The 22807-nt window shown below is 63.6% G+C and carries 21 protein-coding genes; 17 read left to right on the forward strand and 4 right to left on the reverse strand.

What is annotated here, in order from left to right; translation table 11 throughout:
- Positions 1 to 28 precede the first annotated feature (28 nt).
- From NKI99_RS15535 to NKI99_RS15560, 6 genes are all read left to right on the forward strand, one after another.
- Positions 29 to 1207 carry a divergent polysaccharide deacetylase family protein gene (locus NKI99_RS15535; protein WP_352611372.1) on the forward strand — a complete coding sequence of 393 codons (1179 nt, stop codon included), beginning with the start codon at positions 29 to 31 and terminating at the stop codon, positions 1205 to 1207.
- A gap of 156 nt (positions 1208 to 1363) precedes the next feature.
- On the forward strand, positions 1364 to 1879 hold the full coding sequence (locus NKI99_RS15540; protein ID WP_128304960.1) for an RNA pyrophosphohydrolase: 516 nt from the start codon (positions 1364 to 1366) through the stop codon (positions 1877 to 1879).
- A 77-nt stretch (positions 1880 to 1956) separates the two neighbouring features.
- Positions 1957 to 3096: an alanine racemase gene (gene alr / locus NKI99_RS15545; RefSeq protein ID WP_352611373.1), complete on the forward strand. Its 1140-nt coding sequence runs from the start codon at positions 1957 to 1959 to the stop codon at positions 3094 to 3096.
- Between the two features lie 272 nt (positions 3097 to 3368).
- The gene (rnk, locus tag NKI99_RS15550) at positions 3369 to 3791 is read left to right on the forward strand and encodes a nucleoside diphosphate kinase regulator (RefSeq protein WP_352611374.1); all 423 of its coding nucleotides are present in this window, start codon (positions 3369 to 3371) and stop codon (positions 3789 to 3791) included.
- Positions 3792 to 3793: 2 nt separating this feature from the next.
- On the forward strand, positions 3794 to 4348 hold the full coding sequence (locus NKI99_RS15555) for a GreA/GreB family elongation factor (RefSeq protein WP_352611375.1): 555 nt from the start codon (positions 3794 to 3796) through the stop codon (positions 4346 to 4348).
- Positions 4349 to 4471: 123 nt separating this feature from the next.
- On the forward strand, positions 4472 to 5728 hold the full coding sequence (locus NKI99_RS15560) for a D-amino acid dehydrogenase (RefSeq protein ID WP_024502886.1): 1257 nt from the start codon (positions 4472 to 4474) through the stop codon (positions 5726 to 5728).
- A gap of 4 nt (positions 5729 to 5732) precedes the next feature.
- Here NKI99_RS15560 and NKI99_RS15565 read toward each other — a convergent pair whose 3' ends face one another.
- The 3 genes from NKI99_RS15565 to NKI99_RS15575 form a co-directional block, all read right to left on the reverse strand.
- Positions 5733 to 7889, reverse strand: coding sequence for a phospholipase D-like domain-containing protein (locus tag NKI99_RS15565; RefSeq protein WP_352611376.1), 2157 nt, complete (start codon positions 7887 to 7889; stop codon positions 5733 to 5735).
- The gene (locus NKI99_RS15570; RefSeq protein WP_352611377.1) at positions 7886 to 8329 is read right to left on the reverse strand and encodes a phospholipase A2 family protein; all 444 of its coding nucleotides are present in this window, start codon (positions 8327 to 8329) and stop codon (positions 7886 to 7888) included. Before NKI99_RS15570 ends, NKI99_RS15565 begins: the two co-directional genes overlap by 4 nt.
- Before the next feature lie 219 nt (positions 8330 to 8548).
- Positions 8549 to 9430, reverse strand: coding sequence for a LysR family transcriptional regulator (locus NKI99_RS15575; protein ID WP_023811795.1), 882 nt, complete (start codon positions 9428 to 9430; stop codon positions 8549 to 8551).
- Between the two features lie 375 nt (positions 9431 to 9805).
- On the opposite strand from NKI99_RS15575, the gene NKI99_RS15580 reads away from it, so the two are divergent.
- Both NKI99_RS15580 and NKI99_RS15585 read left to right on the forward strand, forming a co-directional pair.
- Entirely contained in the window at positions 9806 to 11302 is a 1497-nt protein-coding gene (locus NKI99_RS15580; RefSeq protein ID WP_023811796.1) for a CoA-acylating methylmalonate-semialdehyde dehydrogenase, read from the forward strand.
- A gap of 216 nt (positions 11303 to 11518) precedes the next feature.
- Complete coding sequence (locus NKI99_RS15585; RefSeq protein WP_023811797.1) at positions 11519 to 11818, forward strand: hypothetical protein; 300 nt, start codon at positions 11519 to 11521, stop codon at positions 11816 to 11818.
- Positions 11819 to 11872: 54 nt separating this feature from the next.
- Here the strand turns inward: NKI99_RS15585 and NKI99_RS15590 are convergent, their stop codons facing one another.
- Positions 11873 to 12565, reverse strand: coding sequence for a GntR family transcriptional regulator (locus NKI99_RS15590; RefSeq protein ID WP_352611378.1), 693 nt, complete (start codon positions 12563 to 12565; stop codon positions 11873 to 11875).
- Between the two features lie 69 nt (positions 12566 to 12634).
- Here NKI99_RS15590 and NKI99_RS15595 point away from each other — a divergent pair, with 69 nt between their 5' ends.
- The 9 genes from NKI99_RS15595 (at position 12635) to NKI99_RS15635 (ending at position 22708) form a co-directional block, all read left to right on the forward strand.
- Entirely contained in the window at positions 12635 to 13528 is an 894-nt protein-coding gene (locus NKI99_RS15595; protein ID WP_023811799.1) for a dihydrodipicolinate synthase family protein, read from the forward strand.
- Positions 13529 to 13587: 59 nt separating this feature from the next.
- Positions 13588 to 14838, forward strand: coding sequence for an NAD(P)/FAD-dependent oxidoreductase (locus NKI99_RS15600; protein WP_352440985.1), 1251 nt, complete (start codon positions 13588 to 13590; stop codon positions 14836 to 14838).
- A 31-nt stretch (positions 14839 to 14869) separates the two neighbouring features.
- The gene (locus tag NKI99_RS15605) at positions 14870 to 15871 is read left to right on the forward strand and encodes a 4-hydroxyproline epimerase (protein ID WP_352440984.1); all 1002 of its coding nucleotides are present in this window, start codon (positions 14870 to 14872) and stop codon (positions 15869 to 15871) included.
- A gap of 334 nt (positions 15872 to 16205) precedes the next feature.
- On the forward strand, positions 16206 to 17108 hold the full coding sequence (locus tag NKI99_RS15610) for a branched-chain amino acid ABC transporter permease (protein WP_013529092.1): 903 nt from the start codon (positions 16206 to 16208) through the stop codon (positions 17106 to 17108).
- A 4-nt stretch (positions 17109 to 17112) separates the two neighbouring features.
- Positions 17113 to 18708: a high-affinity branched-chain amino acid ABC transporter permease LivM gene (livM, locus tag NKI99_RS15615; RefSeq protein WP_023811802.1), complete on the forward strand. Its 1596-nt coding sequence runs from the start codon at positions 17113 to 17115 to the stop codon at positions 18706 to 18708.
- Positions 18708 to 20264 carry an ATP-binding cassette domain-containing protein gene (locus NKI99_RS15620; protein ID WP_352611379.1) on the forward strand — a complete coding sequence of 519 codons (1557 nt, stop codon included), beginning with the start codon at positions 18708 to 18710 and terminating at the stop codon, positions 20262 to 20264. Before livM ends, NKI99_RS15620 begins: the two co-directional genes overlap by 1 nt.
- On the forward strand, positions 20264 to 20992 hold the full coding sequence (locus NKI99_RS15625) for an ABC transporter ATP-binding protein (RefSeq protein ID WP_127296224.1): 729 nt from the start codon (positions 20264 to 20266) through the stop codon (positions 20990 to 20992). The genes NKI99_RS15620 and NKI99_RS15625 overlap by 1 nt, the downstream gene beginning before the upstream one ends.
- 111 nt (positions 20993 to 21103) lie before the next feature.
- On the forward strand, positions 21104 to 21451 hold the full coding sequence (locus NKI99_RS15630; protein WP_023811804.1) for a DUF6867 family protein: 348 nt from the start codon (positions 21104 to 21106) through the stop codon (positions 21449 to 21451).
- 138 nt (positions 21452 to 21589) lie between these two features.
- Complete coding sequence (locus NKI99_RS15635) at positions 21590 to 22708, forward strand: branched-chain amino acid ABC transporter substrate-binding protein (protein ID WP_127296222.1); 1119 nt, start codon at positions 21590 to 21592, stop codon at positions 22706 to 22708.
- Positions 22709 to 22807: the final 99 nt, after the last annotated feature.

A 22807-nucleotide genomic window follows, 5' to 3' on the forward strand; every position in this document is an offset into this window, starting at 1 on the left:
TTCGGAGCCATGCGCCCGGGGATTAGGCTTGGCTGACATCGGCAAGGACATCGAACGCCCGCTCGGACAGGCAGTCCGGCCGCCGCGCGCCGCCGGCAAGCTCAGCGGCGGTGCGATCATGGCGACCGTGGCCGTGCTGGCGGTGGCCGGCGTCTCCGGCGCGATCGCGCTCAGGGAAAAGCCGTTTCGAAAGCCGCAAGAGGTTGCCGTTTCAACACCGAAAGTGACCGCGGCGGCCGAGCCTGCCGCCGCGCCGCCTGCATTGGCCCCGGCGGCACCGAAGCCGGAGGCGCCGGTCAAATCAGGCGGGCCGCAGATCATCCATGTGCAGACGGAGGAGGGCGATGGGCCGCCCAAGGCGGCGATCGTCATTCGCGATCCGTCGACCATCGGCCAGAACTTGAAGATCGCGCACATTCCAGACAAGGCGCTGATCGAAGCCAGCGAGACCGGGCCTTTGCCGGTGCGCGCCGCCGATGGCAGGCGGCCGTTCGACGTCTATGCGCGGCCCTGGTCGGGCGGGCGCGGCGCACGGGTGGCGATCGTCATCGGTGGGCTTGCCGTGTCGCAGACCGGCACCCAGGCGGCCATCGCCAAGCTGCCGGCAGAAGTGACGCTGGCCTTCGCCCCGCAAGGCAACAGCATCGGCCGGTGGATGCAGGCAGCCAGGCAGAGCGGCCACGAGATCGTCATGCAGGTGCCACTCGAACCGTTCGATTATCCGAAGGTCAATCCGGGCCGCAACACGCTGACGGTGGCGGCGAGCGCGGATGAGAACCTGAAAAGCCTGCACTGGGCACTGTCGCGGACGACCAACTATACCGGCGTCATGAACTATATGGGCGCCCGTTTTTCCGCCGACGCGTCGGCGATGGAGCCGTTCATCGCCGAGCTCGGCAAACGCGGCCTCGCCTATATCGATGACGGCTCGTCGGCTCGCAGCCTGGCGCCGGACCTGGCGCTCAGGGATGGCGTGCCCTTCGTCTCCGGCGACATGGCGATCGATGCCGTGCAGGATCGCGGCGAAATCCTGAAGAAGCTCGACAGCCTGGAGGCGACCGCGCGGGCCAAAGGCACTGCCGTCGGCATCGGTTCGGCCTTCGACCTGACGGTCGATACCGTGTCGTCCTGGGTGGTCGAAGCCAAGAAGCGCGGCATCGAGATCGTGCCGATTTCAGCGGTGGCCATTGACCCCCAAAAAGGCTAACAGCCGTCTTGATAATTCTACTCCGGCGGGAATCTGGCGACGTTTTCTGCGCTTCCGGTGCTCACGTACTTTAAGTACGCTCCGCTCCGGTTCTCGAAACCGCTCGCCACCTGCCTCACCGGAGCGAATTCTCAAAACGGCTGGACCCCATCACGCATGGCTAAAAAGATCGACCGCGAAACGCTGCCTTACCGTCCCTGTGTCGGGCTGATGATCCTCAATGCCCAGGGCCTGGTCTGGGTCGGGCACCGGATTGCCGAACCGGACAGCGAATTTGCCGGCACGACGCAGCTCTGGCAGATGCCGCAAGGCGGTATCGACAAGGGCGAGGAGCCGCTGCAGGCGGCCGAGCGCGAACTCTATGAGGAGACCGGCATGCGAGGCGTCTCGCTGCTGGCCGAGGCGCCGGACTGGATCAACTATGATTTGCCGGACCATCTCGTCGGCATCGCCTTCAAGGGCCGGTATCGCGGCCAGACGCAGAAATGGTTCGCCTTTCGCTTCCACGGCGACACCAGCGAGATCCAGATCAACCCGCCGCCGGGCGGCCACACCGCAGAGTTCGACGAATGGGCATGGCGGCCTATGCAGGATTTGCCCGACCTGATCGTGCCGTTCAAGCGCCATGTCTATGAGGATGTGGTGGCGGCGTTCCGGCATCTGGTGCAATAGCCGCTATACAACAACCGCGGTTGCCGCGCCGGCCCGGCGGTCCTATTGATGTATCCACTACCACGCGAAGGGTCGCCATGAACGACGCCCCCCAAAAGCCGCCGCCAGAAGAGGTCACCGCCACAAGCGAAGTGGCGGCTGGGGCCATCCTCACCATCGATCTCGGTGCAATCCGTGAAAACTACCGGCGGCTGAAAGCGCGGTTGGGCGATGTTCGCTGCGCTGGTGTGCTCAAGGCGGACGGCTACGGCGTTGGCGCCGGCCAGGTCGGGGCGGCGCTGCTGCGCGAAGGCTGCGATGTCTTCTTCGTTGCGCTTCTGGGCGAAGGCGTCGCCCTGCGCCGCTCGCTTGGTCCGGGCCCTGCCATTTTCGTGTTGAACGGCGTTCCGTCCGGTGCCGAGACGGACGCCGTGGCAGCGGACGTTTGCGCTGTCATTAACAGCCCCGAGCAACTGGTGGCCTGGCGTGTGGCGGCTCGCCGCGCCGGCCGAAAACTGCCGGCCGCGATCCAGGTCGACAGCGGCATGTCGCGGCTCGGCATGGCGCCCCGGGATGTGGAGCGCGTTGCCGCCGATCCGCAGGCCTTCGACGGCATCGACATCCGGTTCGTGATGAGTCATCTGGCTTGCGCCGACGAGCCGGAGCATCCGGCCAATGAACGGCAGCGGCTGGCGTTCGAGCGGCTGCGCGCAATGCTGCCGGCGACGCCAGCCTCGCTCGCCAATTCGTCCGGCATCTTTCTCGGGCCATCCTTTCACTACGATCTCGCCCGCCCCGGTGCCGCCCTCTACGGCATCAATCCGACGCCGGCCAAGCCCAATCCGATGCTGCCGGTGGTGCGGCTTCAGGCAAAGGTGGCACAGACGCGCAGCGTCGAAAAAGGCGCCGGCGTCGGCTATGGCCACACCTATCATGCGCAAGGCCCGCTCAGGCTGGCGACGATTTCGTTCGGCTACGCGGATGGCTGGCAACGCCGCGCCGCGTCCGCCGCCTGGTTCGAGGGCGTGCGGCTGCCTTTCCTCGGGCGGGTGTCGATGGATTCGATCATTCTCGACATTTCCGCCCTGCCGGCCGGCAGGCTGCGCGAGGGTGATCTCGTCGAACTGCTCGGTCCCTCGCAAAGTGTCGACGACGCTGCCGGCCATGCCGGCACCATCGGCTACGAGATTCTGACCAGCCTCGGCTCGCGCTTCCATCGGCGCTATGTCGGCGGTTGAGCGGTTTGGCCACGCTTGACAAGCGGACGCCTGTCGGCAAGGCTCCTTGCATGAGCAACCCAGCTTATATCAGAACCTTGTTCAGGGTCTGCCCGATCGCGGGATCGTAGCCCCGGCGCGGCCGCCTTTTGGCGTCCGTCCGAACCGGGGCATTTCTACCTGATCATCATTCCCGAGCCAGACAGCTTCGCGGCTGCCGGCTTTTCATCAAGCCACCGTTCGTGCGGCGGCAGGCGCGCGTCTGTTCGATGCGCCAACTCATGAGGTTTGCCATGCAACATGCAACAGGATTGCGTCCACCGAGCCGGCTTCTGGTCAGCGATGCCGACCACCACAGGCTCACGGGCCTGGCGCGGGCGTCGCTCGACCGCGTCCCCGAGACGGCCGAAGAACTGCTTTCGGAGATGGACCGCGCCGTCGTCACAGCAGCGGCTTCCATGCCGGCCAACGTGGTGCGGATGGGTTCGACGGTGACAATCCGCAACGATGGCGGCAACACCCAGCGCGTCACGCTGGTCTATCCCGGCGAAGCAGACATCAGTGAAAACAGGATCTCGGTGCAGACGCCGATGGGGACGGCGCTTATCGGCGCGTCGATCGGGCAGACAGTGTGCTGGAGCAGCCGTGGCGGCCGGGAGCTGTCGGCGATCATCGAAGTGGTCGATACGCCGGCCTGCGGGCGCGAGGGATCCTGATCATGGAGACGGCGATGACAGGCGCGAATTTCCGGCTGACGACAAAGGACTTCGCCGTCCTCGAGATCATGTTGGAGCGTCGGCGGGCCTTCGCGGATCCGATTGTTCCAATGCTTGAAGACAAGCTTTCCAAAGCCGAGGTCGTCGCGATCGATTCGGTGGGATCCGATATCGTGACGCTGAACAGCAGGCTGGTGTTTCGTGTCGATGCCGGCCCTGCCCAGACCCGGACCCTGGTGCAGAACGAGGTGCGCGGTCCGGTCGGCTCCAGCCTGTCGATCATGACAAGGCGGGGGCTTTGCATGCTCGGCATGGCAGAGGGCCGGACTGCATGGATCGAACAGGCCGACGGCAGGCGGGAGTCGGTCCTGATCGCGACCGTGCTCTACCAGCCGGAGGCCGCGCGGCGTGCCGTCAGGGAGAAATCCCAGGCCGAGGCGCGACGGCCGCATGGGCTCACCCTCGTCTACAGCGCCGCAGCCGATTGGCGGCCCCTTGGCGAAAGGGCCGGAATGCGGCAGACAGGGGATGACGACCCCGGTCCCACGGCGGCGTGAACAGGCAACACTGCACGATCCCGAAAGTCAGCATCGATTTTCGCCGGGGATCGTGCGCAAATCGGAAATGCGGCCGCGTCCAGGCGTCCCCAAGGACGTGCTGCGCGCCGCAAGGAGTGAACGATGAAGATCATGGTGCTGGGCGGCGGCGTCATCGGAGTGACCACGGCGTACTTCCTTGCCGAGGCCGGCCACGAGGTGACGGTTCTCGACCGCCAGAAAGGCCCGGCGCTGGAAACCAGCTTCGCCAATGCCGGCGAGATTTCGCCCGGCTACGCCTCGCCCTGGGCCGGACCCGGCATTCCGCTGAAGGCGATCAAATGGCTGCTGATGAAGCATGGCCCGCTGGTGGTGCGGCCGGCCTTCGATCCGCATATGTGGACATGGCTGATCAAGATGCTGCGCAACTGCACGGCCGAGCGCTATGCGATCAACAAGGCGCGCATGGTGCCGCTCGCCGAATACAGCCGCGACACGCTGAAGGCGCTGCGCGAAGCGACCGGCATCGCCTATGACGAGCGCACACAAGGCACGCTGCAATTGTTCCGTACGCAAAAGCAGCTCGACGGCACCGGCGGCGATGTCGAGGTGCTGAAGAAGTATGGCGTGCCTTACGAGATCCTCGACCAGGACGGCTGCATCGCGGCTGAGCCTGGCCTTGCCGGGGTGCGCGAAAAGTTCGTCGGCGGCCTCAGGCTGCCGCACGACGAGACCGGCGACTGCAAGATGTTCACCGACAGGCTGGCCGAGCTTTGTGTGGCCCGCGGCGTCAAGTTCGAATACGACGTGACGATCTGGCGCGTCATCCGCAGCCGCAACCGCATCGCCAATCTCAGCACCAGCAAAGGCTGGAAGACCGCCGACGCCTATGTGATGGCGCTGGGCAGTTATTCGGCAGGTTTCATGCGCCGGGTGAAGCGGCCGATCCCGGTCTATCCGGTCAAGGGCTATTCGATCACCGTGCCGATCAAGGATGCCGCCGCGGCACCAGTGTCGACGGTGATGGACGAGACCTACAAGGTGGCGATCACCCGGCTCGGCGACCGCATCCGGGTTGGCGGTACGGCCGAGATTTCCGGCTTCGACCTCAGGCTGCACGAATCGCGGCGGCGCACGCTGGAACACTCGGTCGGCGATCTCTTTCCGGGCGCCGGCGCGATGCGGGACGCGACGTTCTGGTGCGGGCTGCGGCCGATGACGCCGGACGGTCCGCCGCTGATCGGCCGCACCGAGCTCTCCAATCTCTATCTCAACACCGGCCACGGCACGCTCGGCTGGACCATGGCTTGCGGCTCGGGCAAGGTTCTGGCCGACATCATCTCCAGCCGGGTGCCGGACATCGACGTTCGTGACCTCGCGCAGGAGCGCTATCTACGGTAGAGGGTCAGAACGCCTGCCGGACCCAGTCCTCGTCGAAAAGCAGCCGGTAAGCCCACGGGATCGTTACATTGGTGGCGACCGGATTGGAGTGCGCGACATAGTCGTCATAGATCGGCTTCATCCTGGCGTAGAAGGCCGGATCGAGCACCATCATGCCGTTCTCACTGTCGTGGAAGAAGCTGCGGTTGTTGAGGTTGACCGACGAGATGGCGACCAGCCTTTCGTCGATCATCATGATCTTGGAATGCAGCACCACGTCAGGCGCCTTGAACTCGCGGATGTTGATGCGGTCGCCATATTTCTCGACGAACAGCTTGTTGAGCGCGGTGAGAAACTTGCCGCCGATATCGCCCTTGAGATCGATGCGGCCGACAATGTCGATCCTGACGCCCCGGGCGAGCGCCCGATCAACAGCCTGGGCGAGCTTGGGCGTCAGGTTGAGGTAGGGATTGACGATCTGGATATGGTGCCGGGCGGCGTCGACCAACTCGACGAAATAGTCCTCCAGCGCATGGCCATCCTCGTAGGGCACCGAAATGAAGTGCCGCGCCGTGCCTGACGGGCGGGCGCCGTCGGACCGGACCGGAATGGAGAAGGGACGCGCCAGATTGGTGTCGGCGTCGCGCAGCCACACTGTCGAAAGATGCGCGGCGAGCGTTTCGACCGTGGCCGGATCGGCGAACTCGATGTCGAAGTCGCTCCAGTTCGAATAGTAATTCAACGAGAACCCGTCGGTCTTGCCGTATTGCTCAAGATCGGGATAGCGCGACAGATCGATCGGCTGGTGGAACAGGAAGCCGTCATGGATGTTGCGGCCGCCGATGATGGCGCGGGAGCGCGTGGGATCGTCGGCAAGCGTTGCCAGCATCTTGACGTGATGGACCTTGTGCAGTTGTGAGATCTGCTCGTCGATCGGCGCGCCATGGTCCGCCCGCCAGCGATATTCCTGCAATTCGACATTGGGGAATTCGGCCGCCAGCCGATGCAGCAGGGCGTCGTCCTTGTCGCGCTCCAGCACGTCGGTGACCAGGATGCGCACCTTGGTGCCGAGGGCCGCATGGTGGCGGATCAGCCGTCCGATGATGCGGCCGGAAAAGTCGGCCTTGAACTCCAGCGACGACAGGTAGATCAGCTTCAGCCTTGGCGCCTTGGAGAAATCGAGCGGCAGCTCCGGGTCGCCCTTGTCTATGGCGCTGTCGGACAGCGGCGCTCCCATCAGCGCCTCGACCTTGGCGTTGAAGCCATCGCGCGACTTGCGCAGCAGGCGCGGCTTTCCAATAGGCAAGGCACAGGTCTGCGACAGCCAGCGGCTGGCATAGAAGGCGCGGCTGAGCGCATCGAGGCCGGTGGGGTCTGGCGTCGGGCAACGCTCGTAGCGGCTGTCGAAGGCGGCGAGGGCCGGATCGGCGGTCTCTTCGCGCCGGATGGTGAGCGGCGCACCGGCCGGGGCAAGGCTGGAGCGGATCCTTGCGGTGCAGCGGTTCAGGCCGTCACTCGGGAACAGGCTGACCGTGTCATCCTCGCCGGACAGGCGAAAGCGGAATGCCGTGCCCGTGGCGATGGTGCGTGAACCGGTGCCGGAACGGATCGCCAGCGTGCCATCGCAGATGCCTTCGATGTCGGCCGGTTGCTTGCCGGCCTGGCGCAGCACGATCTCGACGCTGCGCGCCTGCAGGCCGGAGAAATCGAAGATCCTGGGCACTGAGGGCCGCGCCGCCGCATCGATGTAGAGCGTTTGCCGCGACACCCGCCAGCGTCCTTCGAAATGACCCTCGCCGCTGCTGGCGCCGGCTGGCGGCAGATGCATTTCTGCGACCGGCCCGGCCAGTTGTTGCAGTGTCCGGTAGGTCGCCTGGAAATCGCTATTGCGGATCTCATGGCGGTCATGGCCGAAAGGGCCGGTGCCGTTGGCGCGGTCCATAGCGCCAAGCTGATGGCGGGCGAGCAGCGCCAGAAAGCGTTTTTCATAGTCGCTCGTGCCGGCGTCACCGAAAAACTGCGCGGCGGCGATCCGCGGCCCAGCTGTCTTGGCCGAGAGCGAGGGTCGCGCGCAGACGCTCTGGCCTTGCAGGAGATCGCAGGCATTGCGACCAGTACCGGCACACCCGGCAAGGACAGCCAGCCCGAACAGAGCGATGGCGATGGATGCGTGACCCTTCACCCGGCCGCTCCGGTCTTCAGGGCGCTCAATTGCGCCGGATCGCGCGGCGGCATGAAGCCCTGCGGGAAGACCTTGCAGACGGGAATGGTGAAGGTGGCGATCAGCAGTTCGGCCTCGCCGCGCATTTTACGCGGCGCTGTCTTGTCGTCGCGGATCGCTTTCGCCGAGGCGACGAGGGTGCCGTCGCAGTCGCAATGGTTGTGGCGGGCGATGTAACAGGCGTCATGCGTCTGGCAGGCAGCATCGAGGCGGTTGACCGGCCGGGCCGAGAGGTCGCCGGTGCGGGTTCCGGGGCCGCAATAATTGCCGAAGATGAAAGGCGAAGGCCGCGCCATGGCGTAGCGGATCGGTTTGGGCAGTTCGGCCTCCGGGACTTTCGTCCACGGATTGGCGCATGCGGAAACGAAAAGCAGCGGCAGGATGGCAAGAACGGCTCGCATGTCTATTCGCGCCAGCTTTCTGAAAGATGTCCCTGCGCGCGGCGTCCGCCCACAGCCGGCGACCGCACGCCTGATGCCACACTGGCCGGTTTTGTGGCAAGGAAAAGGCGGCACGGCTAAAGCGCATCGCGTTTGATCGGATTCATGCGATGCGCTTTAGCGTCTTTGTTTTATGCATGTCGTTCTCTCAAAACCGAGATCACTTTTGGGCGACATGCATCAGACAAACAGGTTTCGCTCCCGCTCCACTGCCTTGGTGATGAAGCTGGCAACGATCTGGACGCGGCGCAGCGGCCTGACCGATTCGTGATAGACCAGCCAGTAGGCACGGCGGATGGGCGCGACAGCATCGACGGACACAAGTTCCGGCATCGAGCGGGCGACGAATGTGTGCAGGATGCCGATGCCGGCGCCCGAGCGCACCGCTTCGGCCTGGCCGAGCGCCGAGGAGATGGCGAAGCTGGTGCGCCAGTCGGCGCTGAATTCGGCCGCGTAGTCGAGCGAGGGACTGACGATGAGGTCCGGCACATAGCCGATCAATGTGTGCTGGCCAAGCTCGGCGGCGGTTTGGGGCAAACCATGCACGTCAGCATAGGCGCGGGAGGCAAACAGGCCGAGCGAGTAGTCGACCAGCTTTCCCGCCACCAGCCGACCCTCCGTCGGCCGCTCGACGGTGATGGCGATGTCGGCCTCGCGCCGCGACAGAGAGAAGGAGCGCGGCACCGGCACCAACTGGATCGTCAGCTCGCGGTGCAGGGCGGTCAGCGCGCCAAGGCGCTTGGCCAGGAAGGCGACACCAAACCCGTCCGGCGCGCCGATGCGCACCGTGCCGGAGACATCGTCGCCTTCGCCGGCAACGGTCGAACGTGCGGCGATCATGTCGCCTTCCATGCGCTCGGCAATGTCGAGAAAGCGCTCGCCGGCAGGCGTCAGCTCGCTGCCGGTGGTCAACCGGCGAAACAGCTTTGTCCGCAGCGCATCCTCGAGTGCGGCGATGCGGCGCGAGACAGTGGCGTGGTTGAGCTCCAGCCGTTTGGCCGCGCCAAGGATCTGGCCGGCGCGCGCCACGGCGAGGAAGATGCGGACGTCATCCCAGTTCATGGGGATGGTCCGATCTAATGACGAGCGTCGCGTTCCCGCCCACCCCCCTCTGTCCTGCCGGACATCTCCCCCGCAAGGGGGGAGATTGGCAGCTCCCCTGACAGAGCCTCTTTTGCGGAGCTGAAGATTTGCGAAAGCGACCGCTGCATCCGATCTCCCCCCTTGCGGGGGAGATGTCCGGCAGGACAGAGGGGGGTGTGACGAAGCTCAACCTTGAGAAATCCTGTAAAGACGGGCGCACCCTATCATTTGCGGCAATTGATGCACAGGTGCCTCTCGTTATCTGCTTTCCGCACAACGGTTGCGTTCTCACTCGCGTTGCCATCCGCCGGCCAAAGGCGGACAATGCAGCATCACAAACAAGGGAGAGAAATCATGATCGACTATGGTCATTTCATCGGCGGCAAGCATGTCGCCGGGACCAGCGGCCGCAAGCAGGATGTCATGCAGCCGATGGACGGCTCCGTGCGCGGCACGGTGGCGCTGGCCTCGCAGGCGGAACTGCGCGCGGCGGTCGAGAATGCCAAGGCAGCGCAGCCGAAATGGGCCGCGACCAACCCGCAGCGCCGCGTGCGCGTGCTGATGAAGTTTCTCGAACTGGTCGCCCGCGACTATGACGAACTGGCCGACATCCTGGCGCGTGAGCATGGCAAGACGATCGCCGACGCCAAGGGCGACATCCAGCGCGGCCTCGAAGTGGTCGAAGTCTGCATCGGCGCGCCGCATATGATGAAGGGCGAATTCACCGACGGCGCCGGCCCCGGCATCGACGTCTATTCGATGCGCCAGCCGCTCGGCGTCGTCGCCGGCATCACGCCGTTCAACTTCCCGGCAATGATCCCGCTGTGGAAGATCGCGCCGGCCATCGCCTGCGGCAACGCCTTCATCCTGAAGCCTTCGGAGCGCGATCCCGGCGTGCCGATGCGCATTGCCGAACTGTTCCTCGAAGCCGGCCTGCCGGCAGGCATCCTCAACGTCGTCAATGGCGACAAGGACGTGGTCGACGCCATCCTCGACGATCCCGACATCAAGGCCATCGGCTTTGTCGGCTCGACGCCGATCGCCCATTACATCTATTCGCGCGGCACGGCCGCCGGCAAGCGCGTGCAGTGCTTCGGCGGCGCCAAGAACCACATGATCATCATGCCCGATGCCGACATGGACCAGACCGTCGATGCGTTGATCGGCGCCGGCTACGGCTCGGCCGGCGAGCGGTGCATGGCGATCTCGGTCGCCGTCCCGGTCGGCAACGATACCGCCAACCGGCTGATGGAAAAACTGATCCCGCGCGTTGAAAGCCTGAAGGTCGGTCCTTCGACGGACTCTTCCGCCGATTTCGGCCCGCTGGTGACGGCGCAGGCATTGGAACGCGTTAAGGGCTATGTTGACACCGGCGTCAAGGAAGGCGCCAAGCTGGTCGTCGACGGCCGCGGCTTCTCGATGCAGGGTTATGAAGACGGCTACTATATGGGTGGCTGCCTGTTCGACAACGTGACCGCCGATATGCGCATCTACAAGGAAGAGATCTTTGGGCCGGTGCTCTCTGTTGTGCGCGCGCCGACCTATGAGAGCGCGATCAAGCTCGCCAACGATCACGAGATGGGCAATGGCGTCGCCATCTTCACCCGTGACGGCGATGCTGCGCGCGACTTTGCAAGCCGTGTCCAGGTCGGCATGGTCGGCATCAACGTGCCGATCCCGGTGCCGATCGCCTACTACACCTTCGGCGGCTGGAAGGCATCTTCCTTCGGCGACCTCAACCAGCATGGCCCGGACGCGTTCCGCTTCTACACCAAGACCAAGACGGTGACCTCGCGCTGGCCGTCCGGCATCAAGGACGGTGCCGAATTCGTCATCCCGACGATGAACTGAGCCGGACAACAAATTGGTTTGGATTCAACGCTCGGGCGCTCGCGCCCGGGCGTTTTTTTGCAATCGGTGGCGACCCTATCCGTTGAACGCTAATGTGATGGAACCAAGTAGCATCTGCCGTCTTGGTTTGCAGTCCTGCCGCAAGGAGGTACGGCAGATCAAGCAACGGCGCTGGCGACAGCTTCGGGGACATCGTCTGGCGCAAGGAGGTGTCAGATGACCCGTCTTGTCGCAACGCTATTTTTCGCGGCGGTTTCCGCGTTTCCGGCCGCCCCGGCGATGGCAGAGCAATGCGCGGCCCGTGCGGATATGATCAAAGCGCTCGGGGAAAAATTCCACGAAAGCGAAGCGGCGCGGGGCCTGGTCAACCCGAGCCTGATTCTTGAGATATTCGTCTCCGACCAGGGCACCTGGACAATTCTTGCCACCGACACGCATGGTCAGAGCTGCGTCATCACGGCAGGCGAAGGCTGGGACGGTCCGTTGATGGCGGCGGCTGCCTTGCCCGGGACTTAACCCGAGCTTCGAGGAAGCGCCAACGACGAGAGCGCACCGGATATAAAAGGACGTTCAGCGCGTGGCGGCCGTCTCGGCGTGGCCGCGCAACAGCGCCATCAGGCGTTTGGCGTCCTTGGCCGCGGCCTCTTCGTCGCCCGCAAGGATCGAGCGGATCAGCGCTACATGGTGCTCGGCGGATTCGGCAAGACCGGTTTCGGCCTTGTAGCGGAACCAGAAGCGGCGGCTGTGGGTCTGCAAGGGGGCGGCCAAACGGGCGGCGAAGGGATTGTCGGCAGCCAGCGCCAGCGCTTCGTCGAGTGCCTTGTCGGCCTGGATGAAGGCAAGCACATTGCCCGAGATCACCGCTTTCTGCATGGCGAGCGCTGCTTCGTGAAACAAGTCGGCGGCTTCGCGGGTGACGAAGCGGGCGGCCGAGCGGGCGAGCACCACCTCGACGCCGCGACGTGCATCGAGGACGCGCAGCCAGTCGCCGGCATGGAGCGGGGCGATGGCGATCCCGGCGCGCGGCCTGATGTCAAGCAGCCCTTCCCAGGCCAACCGCTGGATCGCCTCGCGCACTGGTGTCCTGCCAAGCCCGAGCCTGTCGATCAGAGCGCCCTCGGTGACGAAGCTTGCCGGGGCCAGTTCGAGCGTGACGATCATGTGCTCGAGCACATGGTAGGCCCTGGTCGCGGCTGGCTCCGCCGAGGTGCTTGCTGCCGTGGATATCAAATGCGCTCTCCTGATATATCTTGAATATATCATAACGGAATCCGCATTGACAGCGGGTTTGTTAATAGATATACCACTGATATATCAGATGGAGAGATGATCATGTGGACCGGAGTTTTTCCTGCCGTCACGACCAAATTCACCGCGGATGATCGTCTCGATCATGCCGAGATGGAGCGCTGCTTCAGCCTGCAGATGGAGGCCGGCTGCGACGGCATCATCGTCTGCGGATCGCTCGGCGAGGGGCCGATGCTGTCGCCCGACGAGAAGATCGAGGTGCTGAAGACCGCACAGAAGGTCGCCGGCAAGAAGCCGGTGCTGCTGACCGTCAACGAGGCCGGCACACGCGAGGCGGCCAGCATCGCCAAGCGCGCGAGCCGGGAAGGCGCCAATGGCCTCATGGTCGTGCCGAGCCCGATCTACCACACCAATGCGGAAGAGACGGTTGCAGCGCTTCGTGCGGTCGCCGAGGCGGGCGACCTGCCGGTCATGATCTACTCCAACCGGCTTGCCTACCGCGTCGACGTCACCGTCGACCAGATGGAGGAGCTGGCGTCGGACAAGCGCTTTGTCGCGATCAAGGAATCCTCCGACGACATCCGTCGTTCGACCGAGATCATCAATCGCCTGGGCACTCGCTACGACCTGTTCACTGGCGTCGACAATCTGGCCTTCGAGGCGCTGTCGGTCGGCGCCATCGGCTGGGTCGCGGGACTGGTCACAGCCTTCCCGCGCGAGACCGTCGCCATATTCCAGCTGATGAAGCAGGGCCGCCGCGAGGAGGCGCTCGCCATCTACCGCTGGTTCCGGCCGCTGCTCGATCTCGATGTCTCGACTTACCTGGTCCAAAACATCAAGCTTGCCGAAGTGTTCGCGATCAACACAAATGACCGCGTTCGCATGCCGCGCCAGCCGCTGTCTGGAGAGCGCCGCAAGGCTGTCGAGAAGATCGTCAAGGATGCGCTCGCCGTGCGGCCGACACTGCCGCAGTTCTGAGCTGGTATGAAGCGAGCGGGGCGGAGACTGGGACATGCATGCAGGGGTGACGTACAAAGATGAATAGCGATGTTCCAATCGACATCGCCATCATCGGTGGCGGCATCATCGGCATCTGTGCCGCTGCGTCTCTCGCCGAGGCCGGACGCAGGGCCACCGTCTTCGACCGCACCGGCATTTGCGAGGAGACGAGCTCCGGCAATGCCGCCGCCTTCGCCTTCTCCGACGTGCTGCCGCTGGCCCACAAGGGCATGATCCGGCAGCTGCCGAAATGGCTGGCCGATCCGCTTGGCCCGCTCAGCATTCCGCCCGCCCATCTGCCGAGGCTTCTGCCCTGGCTAATCCGCTTCTGGCGCGCCGGGGCGCCCGGGAAATACGAGGCGAGCCTTGCCGCTCAGGCGGGCATGATGAAGCTCGCCGAAGCGGAGTGGATGGGCCTGCTCGATCGCTCCGGCACGCGGTCGATGCTGCGCGAAGATGGCTCGCTCGAGCTCTATGAAAGCGAAGCCGAATTTCAGGCCGGGCTGCCCGGCTGGGCGGCGCGTGAGCGTTTCGGCATCGGTTTCCGCCATGTCGAGGGCGAGGAACTGGCCGCCTTGCAGCCGGGGCTGTCGCCGCGCTTCATCAAAGGCACGTTCGTGCCGGGATGGAAGACGGTCGCCGACCCGAAACTGCTGGGCAAGGCGGTGTGGGCATATGCGCAGGCCAAGGGCGCCCGCTTTGAGCTGGCCCGAATCAGCCAAGTCGCGGTGGATCAGGATGGTGCGACGCTGACGTTGGCAGACGGCACCACAAGGCAGGCGCGACACCTCGTCGTCGCCGCCGGCGCATGGTCGCATCTGCTGGCGCGGCAGCTCGGCGATCGCATTCCGCTGGAGACCGAGCGCGGCTACAACACCACGTTGCCGACGAGTGCCTTCGACGTGAAGCGGATGCTGATCTTCTCCGGCCATGGTTTCGTCGTCACGCCGCTCGAAACGGGCCTGCGTGTCGGTGGCGCCGTTGAACTCGGCGGCATCGAGCGGCCGCCCAATTATGCCAGGTCGAAAGCGCTGCTGCGGAAGGCACAGAAATTCTTGCCGGGGCTCGATCCCTCGGGTGGGCGCGAATGGATGGGGTTCCGCCCCTCGCTGCCGGATTCAGTGCCAGTCATCGGCGGCGCGCCGGGAAAGCGGTCGGTGGTCTATGCCTTCGGCCATGGCCATCTCGGCCTGACCCAGGCGGCGGCCACCGGACGGTTGATCAGGGATCTTGTCCTGGGGCAGACTCCACCGATCGATCTGGCCCCCTTCAGTCCGCAACGATTTTGATATTTTCGGGTTTTGATTTTCGAGGAGCGTCATGGCCAAGAAATCCTTCTTCTGCATAGACGGCCACACCTGCGGCAATCCGGTGCGGCTGGTCGCTGGCGGCGGCCCGCTGCTGCAGGGCGCGACGATGATGGAGCGGCGTGCGCATTTTCTGGCCGAGTATGACTGGATACGCACCGGGCTGATGTTCGAGCCGCGCGGCCACGACGTGATGTCCGGTTCGATTCTCTATCCGCCGACGCGCGAGGATTGCGACATCGCCATCCTGTTCATTGAAACCTCCGGCTGCCTGCCGATGTGCGGTCATGGCACCATCGGTACGGTGACGATGGCCATCGAGCACGGACTGATCAAGCCGAAGACGCCGGGCGTGCTTCGGCTCGACACGCCGGCCGGCCTTGTCATCGCCGAATACAAACAGGTCGGCGACTATGTCGAGGAGGTGCGCATCACCAATGTGCCGTCCTTCCTCCATGCCGAGGGGCTGACGGTCGAATGCCCTGGGCTCGGCGAAATCACCGTCGATGTCGCCTATGGCGGCAACTTCTACGCCATCGTCGAACCACAGAAGAACTATCGCGACATGGCCGATTATTCGGCGGGCGACTTCATCGCCTGGAGCCCGGTGGTGCGCCAGCGGCTCAACGAGAAATATTCCTTCGTCCATCCCGAGAGCCCTGGCATCAACCGGCTGTCGCACATGCTGTGGACCGGTGCGCCGACGGTGGATGGCGCGGATGCCCGCAATGCCGTGTTCTACGGCGACAAGGCGATCGACCGCTCGCCCTGCGGCACCGGCACCTCGGCGCGCATGGCGCAGCTTCATGCCAAGGGCAAACTCAAGGCCGGCGACAGCTTCGTCCATGAATCGATCATCGGTTCGCTGTTCAAGGGCAAGGTCGAAAAGGATGTCAGCGTGGCCGGCAAGCCGGCCATCATTCCCTCGATCGGCGGCTGGGCGCGGATGACCGGACTGAACACCATCTTCATCGACGACCGCGACCCTTTCGCGCACGGATTTGTTGTCAAGTGATGGGACTCCTGACCTTGCGGAAAGCAACGGCCTGAAAAATGGATCGTGCCAAAAACGCAAGGATTCCTTTCATCACCTAATTTTGACGGCGATTTCTTCGAAACGGAGCGCATGATGCGGTCGAATCGTCAAAGACATTGCGTTATGCCAATGGTAGGGTCCGCGATAGGCCAGGGGCTGGATGATGGAAAACGGGCAATCGGACAGCGTGCTTCGAAAACACGCATGACGATTGAAAAATGACGTTGCAATCCGGGCTCGAAACTTTACGACTAGGGGAAATACGAAAAGGAATGCGTCTGCATGGGCGACATTCCAGGGGAGCCATGTACACATGCAGTATTTTGTCCAGCAGCTTATCAACGGGCTGACGCTGGGATCGATCTATGGGCTGATCGCGATCGGCTACACGATGGTCTACGGCATCATCGGCATGATCAATTTCGCCCATGGCGACATCTTCATGGTGGGTGCCTTCACGGCACTGATCGTCTTCCTCGCCCTTGGCGCGCTGTTCTATTCGGTGCCGGTTGTGCTGGCGCTGCTGATCATGATGATCGTGGCGATGCTGCTCACCAGCCTCTATAACTGGACGATCGAAAAGGTCGCCTACCGGCCGTTGCGCGGTTCGTTCCGACTGGCCCCGCTGATCACTGCCATCGGCATGTCGATCGCGCTGTCGAACTTCGTCCAGGTGACGCAGGGTCCACGCAACAAGCCGATCCCGCCGATGGTCAGCCAGGTTTACAACATCAACGGCATCAGCGTGTCGCTGAAGCAGATCATCATCGTCGTCGTCACGGCGCTGCTGCTGGCGCTGTTCTGGTATCTGGTCAACAAGACCTCGCTCGGGCGAGCGCAACGGGCCTGTGAGCAGGACCGCAAGATGGCGGCGCTGCTCGGCATCGATGTCGACCGTACCATCTCGATCACCTTCATCATGGGTGCGGCCCTCGCCGCGGTCGCCGGCACTTTGTTCCTGATGTATTACGGCGTCATTGCCTTCTCGGATGGCTTCACGCCGGGCGTGAAGGCCTTCACGGCGGCGGTGCTGGGCGGCATTGGTTCGCTGCCTGGGGCGGTGGTCGGCGGGCTGATGATCGGCTTCATCGAGAGCATGTGGTCGGCCTATTTCTCGATCGACTACAAGGACGTCGCGGCGTTCTCGATCCTGGCCATCGTGCTGATCTTCCTGCCTTCCGGCATATTGGGCCGGCCAGAAGTCGAAAAGGTCTGAGACTATGGCCGTCACCGTATCTCCGGAGCGCGACACCGTCGCCACCCCCATGCAGCGCGCGTTGCGCGAGGCACTTTATGCCGCTGCCATATCGTTCGGCCTGTTCGTGCTGTTCATCGGCCTGAAGACCGGCCAGAACATTTCCAATGAACTGGTCCTGACGACACGCTGGGGCCTGCTTGCCGCCGTGGTGATCGCCACGGCTGTCGGGCGCTTCCTCTATGTCGCTTATGGCCAGCCCTTCCTCGCCAACCAGAAGATCACCGACGTCGCCACCGGCCTGCTGCCGGCCAGCGTGGCGTCACGCTTCTTCCAGTTGCCGGCCTTCATCGTGGCCTTGGTCGCGGCGGTGGTGTTGTTTGCGGTCAACAGCTCTCTCGTCGGATGGGTGGGAGCCGAGCCGGCGGGCTATCTGCAGTTCCTGCGCGCCCTGGCAGTCATCTATGTGCTGGCCTGCGTGATCTATTATTTCCGGGGCTTCATCCATGCTAACTTCACCAAACTCGGCATTGCCGCGCTGATCCTCTATCCGATCCTGGTAGTGGCGATCCTGTCGCTGATGTCCTGGTCGTTCGTCGGCGGTCTGCAAGGTTCGCTGAAATGGGTCGACAATTTCGGCATCCAGATCCTGATCTATGTGATGCTGGCCTGGGGCCTGAACATTGTCGTCGGCCTCGCCGGCCTGCTCGACCTCGGTTATGTCGCTTTCTACGCGGTCGGCGCCTATGCCTATGCGCTGCTCGGCACGCAATACGGCCTGTCGTTCTGGATCCTTTTGCCGGCCGCCGGCGCCATGGCCGCCTTCTGGGGCGTGCTGCTCGGTTTTCCGGTGCTGCGCCTGCGTGGCGACTATCTGGCGATCGTCACCTTGGCTTTCGGTGAGATCATCCGCCTGGTCCTGATCAACTGGCGTGAGGTCACCAACGGTTCGGCCGGTATTTCCGGCATTCCGAAGGTCACCTTCTTCGGCCTGATGACCTTCAACGTGTCGGACCCCAATTACATCGCCAAGGTGCTGCATCTCGCGACATCGAGCGCCTACTACAAGATCTTCCTCTATTACCTGATCCTGGCGCTGGCGCTGCTGACAGCCTTCGTTACCATCCGGCTGCGGCGCATGCCGGTCGGCCGTGCCTGGGAAGCGTTGCGGGAGGACGAGATCGCCTGCCGTTCGCTCGGCATCAACACCACCACTACGAAGCTTACAGCCTTTGCCACGGGTGCGATGTTCGGCGGCTTCGCCGGCGCGTTCTTCGCCGCACGGCAGGGCTTCGTCAGCCCGGAATCCTTCGTCTTCCTGGAATCGGCCATCATCCTGGCCATCGTCGTTCTCGGTGGCATGGGCTCGCTGGTCGGCATCGCGGTCGCCGCAATGGTGATGATCGGCGGTACCGAGGCGTTGCGCGAACTCGACTTCCTCAAGCAGGTCTTCGGACCGGACTTCACACCGGAACTCTACCGCATGCTTCTGTTCGGCATGGCCATGGTCATCGTCATGCTGTGGAAGCCGCGCGGCTTCGTCGGCAGTCGTGAACCAACCGCCTTCCTCAAGGAGCGAAAGGCTGTCTCAAGCTCCTTCACCAAGGAAGGACACGGCTGATGAATGCGAACCCTGTTCAGAAGGCCAATTCCGGCGTGAACGACGCTATCCTGCAGGTCGATCATCTGTCGATGAAGTTCGGCGGCCTGGTGGCCATCGGCGATCTGTCTTTCGCCGCCAAGCGCGGCGAGATCACCGCGCTGATCGGCCCCAACGGCGCCGGCAAGACCACGGTGTTCAACTGCATCACCGGCTTTTACAAGCCCTCGGAAGGCATGATCACGCTCAACCGGAACGATGGTTCGACCTTCCTGCTCGAGCGGCTGCCCAACCATGAGATCCCGGCGCGCGCCAAGGTGGCGCGCACCTTCCAGAACATCCGCCTGTTCTCCGGCATGACCCTGCTGGAGAACCTGCTGGTCGCCCAGCACAACAAACTGATGAAGGCATCGGGCTACACGGTGCTTGGCCTGTTCGGCTTCAGCGGCTATCGCAAGGCCTCGGCCGAATCGGTGGAACTCGCCAAGCATTGGCTGGAAAAGGCCGATCTTGTCGACCGTGCCGACGACCCGGCCGGCGACCTGCCCTATGGCGCGCAGCGCCGTCTCGAAATCGCTCGCGCCATGTGCACGGGACCCGAGCTTCTGTGCCTCGACGAACCGGCGGCCGGCCTCAATCCGAAGGAATCGGCGGCGCTCAACGAGCTGCTGATCGACATCAAGAACACATCCGGCACCTCGATCCTGTTGATCGAGCACGACATGTCGGTGGTCATGCAGATATCCGACCATGTCGTGGTGCTGGAGTACGGCCGCAAGATTTCCGACGGCAGTCCGCAGTCGGTACGCACAGATCCGCGCGTCATCGCCGCCTATCTCGGCGTCGACGACGAGGAAGTCGAGGCGGTCCTCACCGAAGTCGGCGACGAAGATGTCATCGAACAGCTCGATACAGGGCCGGATGCCGCGCATGGTCCGGGAACATCGTCGTCCTATCTCGCCGGGCCGGTGACCGACACTGTCGGCCATAGTTCGGGCGAGCGGGTTACGGTGGCCAAGGGAGCGTCAAAGGCCGGTCAGGTCGACGCCAGGTCGCTCGCCGCGGCAAACAAGGCAGCCTCGCTGGCAGCCGTGCCGGCGGCGAAGGCAAAGCCTGCTCCGAAAGCGGCGTCAAAGGCGGCAACCGGCACGGCGGCGAAGTCGACCGCGTCGGCCAAGCCGGCAGTCAAGGCCACGGCGAAGGCTGGAGAGATCTCCAACCGGCTGGCGGCGCCTCGCGGCGGCAAGGCCGACAATTTGACCCGCATCAAGGGCATCGGTACGGTCAACGAGAAAAAGCTCAACGATCACGGCATCTTCCACTTCGACCAGATCGGCGCCTGGAAAAAGGCCGACGTCGAGGCCGCCGAAGCCTATCTCGCCTTTGACGGACGTATCGCGCGCGAGGAATGGGTCAAACAGGCCAGGCTGCTCGGCCAGGGCAAGGACACGGAATTCTCGCGCCGCGTCGACGCGGGCAAGGTGGCGACAAGCCATGCTTCCGCAAAGACTGCAAAGGCAGCCTCCGGAAAGACCGCGAGCAAGACCGCGGCGGGCAAGCGTGGAGGGGGCAAGTGATGGCCGCGACAACGCTGCTCGATATCAAGGGCGTGCAGACTTACTACGGCAACATCCGAGCCTTGAACGGCGTCGATGTCACTGTGAAGGAAGGTGAGATCGTGGCGCTGATCGGTGCCAATGGCGCCGGCAAGTCGACGCTGATGATGACCATTTTCGGCGCGCCGCGGGCTCGCGCCGGCACCATCACCTTTGCCGGCACCGACATAACCCAGATGCCGACGCACGAGATCGCGCGCATGCGCATTGCCCAGTCGCCCGAGGGCCGGCGGATCTTTCCGCGCATGACGGTGATGGAAAACCTGCAGATGGGCGCCAGCCTCGACAACCTCAAGCATTATGACGAGGACGTCGAGAAGGTGTTCACGCTGTTCCCGCGTTTGAAAGAGCGCATCACCCAGCGCGGCGGCACGCTGTCGGGCGGTGAGCAGCAGATGCTGTCGATCGGACGCGCGCTGATGGCACGACCGAAGCTGCTTTTGCTCGACGAGCCGTCGCTGGGTCTCGCGCCGCTGATCGTCAAGCAGATCTTCGACGCCATCCGCGAACTGAACCGCACCCAGGGGCTGACCGTGTTCCTGGTCGAGCAGAACGCCTTCGGCGCGCTCAAGCTCGCCACGCGCGGCTACGTCATGGTCAACGGCAATGTGACGATGAGCGGCACCGGCAAGGAGCTGCTCGCCAATCCGGAAGTGCGCGCCGCCTATCTCGAAGGCGGACACCACTGAGTTCGGAGCGGAATGCGTGCATTCGCCATTCCGCTCCAGATTGTTTGTTTGTCGCATGATCTTGTCCGGAAAGTCCGCAACTTTTCGGGATCATGCTAAGGAGACTTCACCATGCAGGGCATTCTTTACGAGGAACCCTCGATCTGGCAGTTCTTCTTCGTCACCTGTCTGCTCGGCGGCTGGGCGGCGTGGATGACGGGCAAGGCCAGTGCTCAGACGTGGCGCAGCTTCATCCAGCTGTTCGCCTATATGCTGGGCCTCGGCATCGCGATCCGCTTCATCCATCACGCGCTGTTCGGCGGCACCATGTTCTCGCTGCACTATTATGTCGTCGACACCATCGTGCTGATGATCCTCGGCTTCGTCGGCTATCAATACACGCGCACCAACCAGATGGTGACACAGTATAATTGGCTCTACGAAAGAGCTTCACTCTTGAGCTGGAAACCGAAAGGTTGACGTTCATCATTAACGCCGCCTCGAAATTGAATCGGCGTGACAAGTGCCTGAAAATCGGCAAACTATGCTTTCTGCGATAAGGGTGGGCATCGCATGAAAGCTTCATCCACGCCCACTCCGTTAATGGGAGCGTTTTAAATGAAAAAGTCACTTTTGTCCGCCGTCGCCCTGACCGCGCTGGTCGCGTTCGGCGGCAACGCGTGGGCTGACGTCATGTTCGGCGTCGCAGGTCCGATCACCGGTCCGAACGCCGCCTTCGGCGCGCAGCTTCAGAAGGGCGCGGAAGCTGCTGTCGCCGACATCAATGCCAAGGGCGGCATCAATGGCGAGCAGATCAAGCTTGAGGTCGGCGACGACGTTTCCGATCCGAAGCAGGGTATCTCGGTCGCCAACAAGTTCGTCGGCGACGGTGTCAAGTTCGTGGTCGGCCACTTCAACTCGGGCGTCTCGATCCCGGCATCGGAAGTCTATGCGGAAAACGGCATCGTCGAAGTGACGCCGGCCGCTACCAACCCGCAGTTTACCGAGCGCGGTCTGTGGAACGTGTTCCGCACCTGCGGACGCGATGACCAGCAGGGCAGCATTGCCGGCGCTTATCTCGCCGCGAACTTCAAGGACGCCAAGATCGCCGTCGTGCACGACAAGACCACCTACGGCCAGGGCCTTGCCGACGAAACCAAGAAGGCAATGAATGCCAAGGGCCTGACGGAAGTCATGTATGAAGGCATCAATGTCGGCGACAAGGACTTCTCGGCGCTGATCGCCAAGATGAAGGAAGCCGGCGTTTCGATCATCTATTGGGGCGGCCTGCACACCGAAGCCGGCCTGATCATCCGCCAGGCGGCCGACCAGGGCCTCAAGGCGACGCTGGTCTCCGGCGACGGCATCGTGTCGAACGAACTGGCTTCGATCGCGGGTGACGCGGTTGCGGGCACGCTCAACACGTTCGGCCCGGATCCGCGCCTGATCCCCGCCAACAAGGAACTCGTCGAGAAGTTCCGCGCGCAGGGTTTCGAACCGGAAGCCTACACGCTCTACTCCTACGCCGCCGTGCAGGCTATCGCCGAGGCAGCGACCGCTGCCAAGTCGAACGATCCGCAGGCAGTTGCCAAGGCGCTGCATGAAAACGGCCCGTTCAAGACCGTGCTCGGCGATCTGTCCTATGACGCCAAGGGCGACCCCACGCTGCCCGGCTACGTGATGTACGAATGGAAGAAGGGCGACGACGGCAAGTACACCTACATCCAGAAGATGTAAGACTCGTCAGTCTCCAACCGTTTACGGATGCCCGGCGCCTCGCGCCGGGCATTTTCTTTTGCCATCAGGGGCGGCCGATGGAGCCGGGTCCCTTAGCCG

This window comes from Mesorhizobium sp. M0239 (assembly GCF_040321815.1).
In the GTDB taxonomy this organism is placed as follows: domain Bacteria; phylum Pseudomonadota; class Alphaproteobacteria; order Rhizobiales; family Rhizobiaceae; genus Mesorhizobium.

What these genes read in the sequence shown, in the direction of transcription:
- NKI99_RS15625 (WP_127296224.1), top strand. Translation starts at nt 20,264, where the DNA reads ATGGCCGCGACAACGCTGCTCGATATCAAGGGCGTGCAGACTTACTAC.
- rnk (WP_352611374.1), top strand. Translation starts at nt 3,369, where the DNA reads ATGCAACATGCAACAGGATTGCGTCCACCGAGCCGGCTTCTGGTCAGC.
- NKI99_RS15610 (WP_013529092.1), top strand. Translation starts at nt 16,206, where the DNA reads ATGCAGTATTTTGTCCAGCAGCTTATCAACGGGCTGACGCTGGGATCG.
- NKI99_RS15605 (WP_352440984.1), top strand. Translation starts at nt 14,870, where the DNA reads ATGGCCAAGAAATCCTTCTTCTGCATAGACGGCCACACCTGCGGCAAT.
- NKI99_RS15635 (WP_127296222.1), top strand. Translation starts at nt 21,590, where the DNA reads ATGAAAAAGTCACTTTTGTCCGCCGTCGCCCTGACCGCGCTGGTCGCG.
- NKI99_RS15540 (WP_128304960.1), top strand. Translation starts at nt 1,364, where the DNA reads ATGGCTAAAAAGATCGACCGCGAAACGCTGCCTTACCGTCCCTGTGTC.
- NKI99_RS15595 (WP_023811799.1), top strand. Translation starts at nt 12,635, where the DNA reads ATGTGGACCGGAGTTTTTCCTGCCGTCACGACCAAATTCACCGCGGAT.
- NKI99_RS15580 (WP_023811796.1), top strand. Translation starts at nt 9,806, where the DNA reads ATGATCGACTATGGTCATTTCATCGGCGGCAAGCATGTCGCCGGGACC.
- NKI99_RS15555 (WP_352611375.1), top strand. Translation starts at nt 3,794, where the DNA reads ATGGAGACGGCGATGACAGGCGCGAATTTCCGGCTGACGACAAAGGAC.
- NKI99_RS15630 (WP_023811804.1), top strand. Translation starts at nt 21,104, where the DNA reads ATGCAGGGCATTCTTTACGAGGAACCCTCGATCTGGCAGTTCTTCTTC.
- NKI99_RS15560 (WP_024502886.1), top strand. Translation starts at nt 4,472, where the DNA reads ATGAAGATCATGGTGCTGGGCGGCGGCGTCATCGGAGTGACCACGGCG.
- livM (WP_023811802.1), top strand. Translation starts at nt 17,113, where the DNA reads ATGGCCGTCACCGTATCTCCGGAGCGCGACACCGTCGCCACCCCCATG.
- NKI99_RS15620 (WP_352611379.1), top strand. Translation starts at nt 18,708, where the DNA reads ATGAATGCGAACCCTGTTCAGAAGGCCAATTCCGGCGTGAACGACGCT.
- NKI99_RS15575 (WP_023811795.1), bottom strand. Translation starts at nt 9,430, where the DNA reads ATGAACTGGGATGACGTCCGCATCTTCCTCGCCGTGGCGCGCGCCGGC.
- alr (WP_352611373.1), top strand. Translation starts at nt 1,957, where the DNA reads ATGAACGACGCCCCCCAAAAGCCGCCGCCAGAAGAGGTCACCGCCACA.
- NKI99_RS15570 (WP_352611377.1), bottom strand. Translation starts at nt 8,329, where the DNA reads ATGCGAGCCGTTCTTGCCATCCTGCCGCTGCTTTTCGTTTCCGCATGC.
- NKI99_RS15585 (WP_023811797.1), top strand. Translation starts at nt 11,519, where the DNA reads ATGACCCGTCTTGTCGCAACGCTATTTTTCGCGGCGGTTTCCGCGTTT.
- NKI99_RS15590 (WP_352611378.1), bottom strand. Translation starts at nt 12,565, where the DNA reads ATGATATATTCAAGATATATCAGGAGAGCGCATTTGATATCCACGGCA.
- NKI99_RS15600 (WP_352440985.1), top strand. Translation starts at nt 13,588, where the DNA reads ATGAATAGCGATGTTCCAATCGACATCGCCATCATCGGTGGCGGCATC.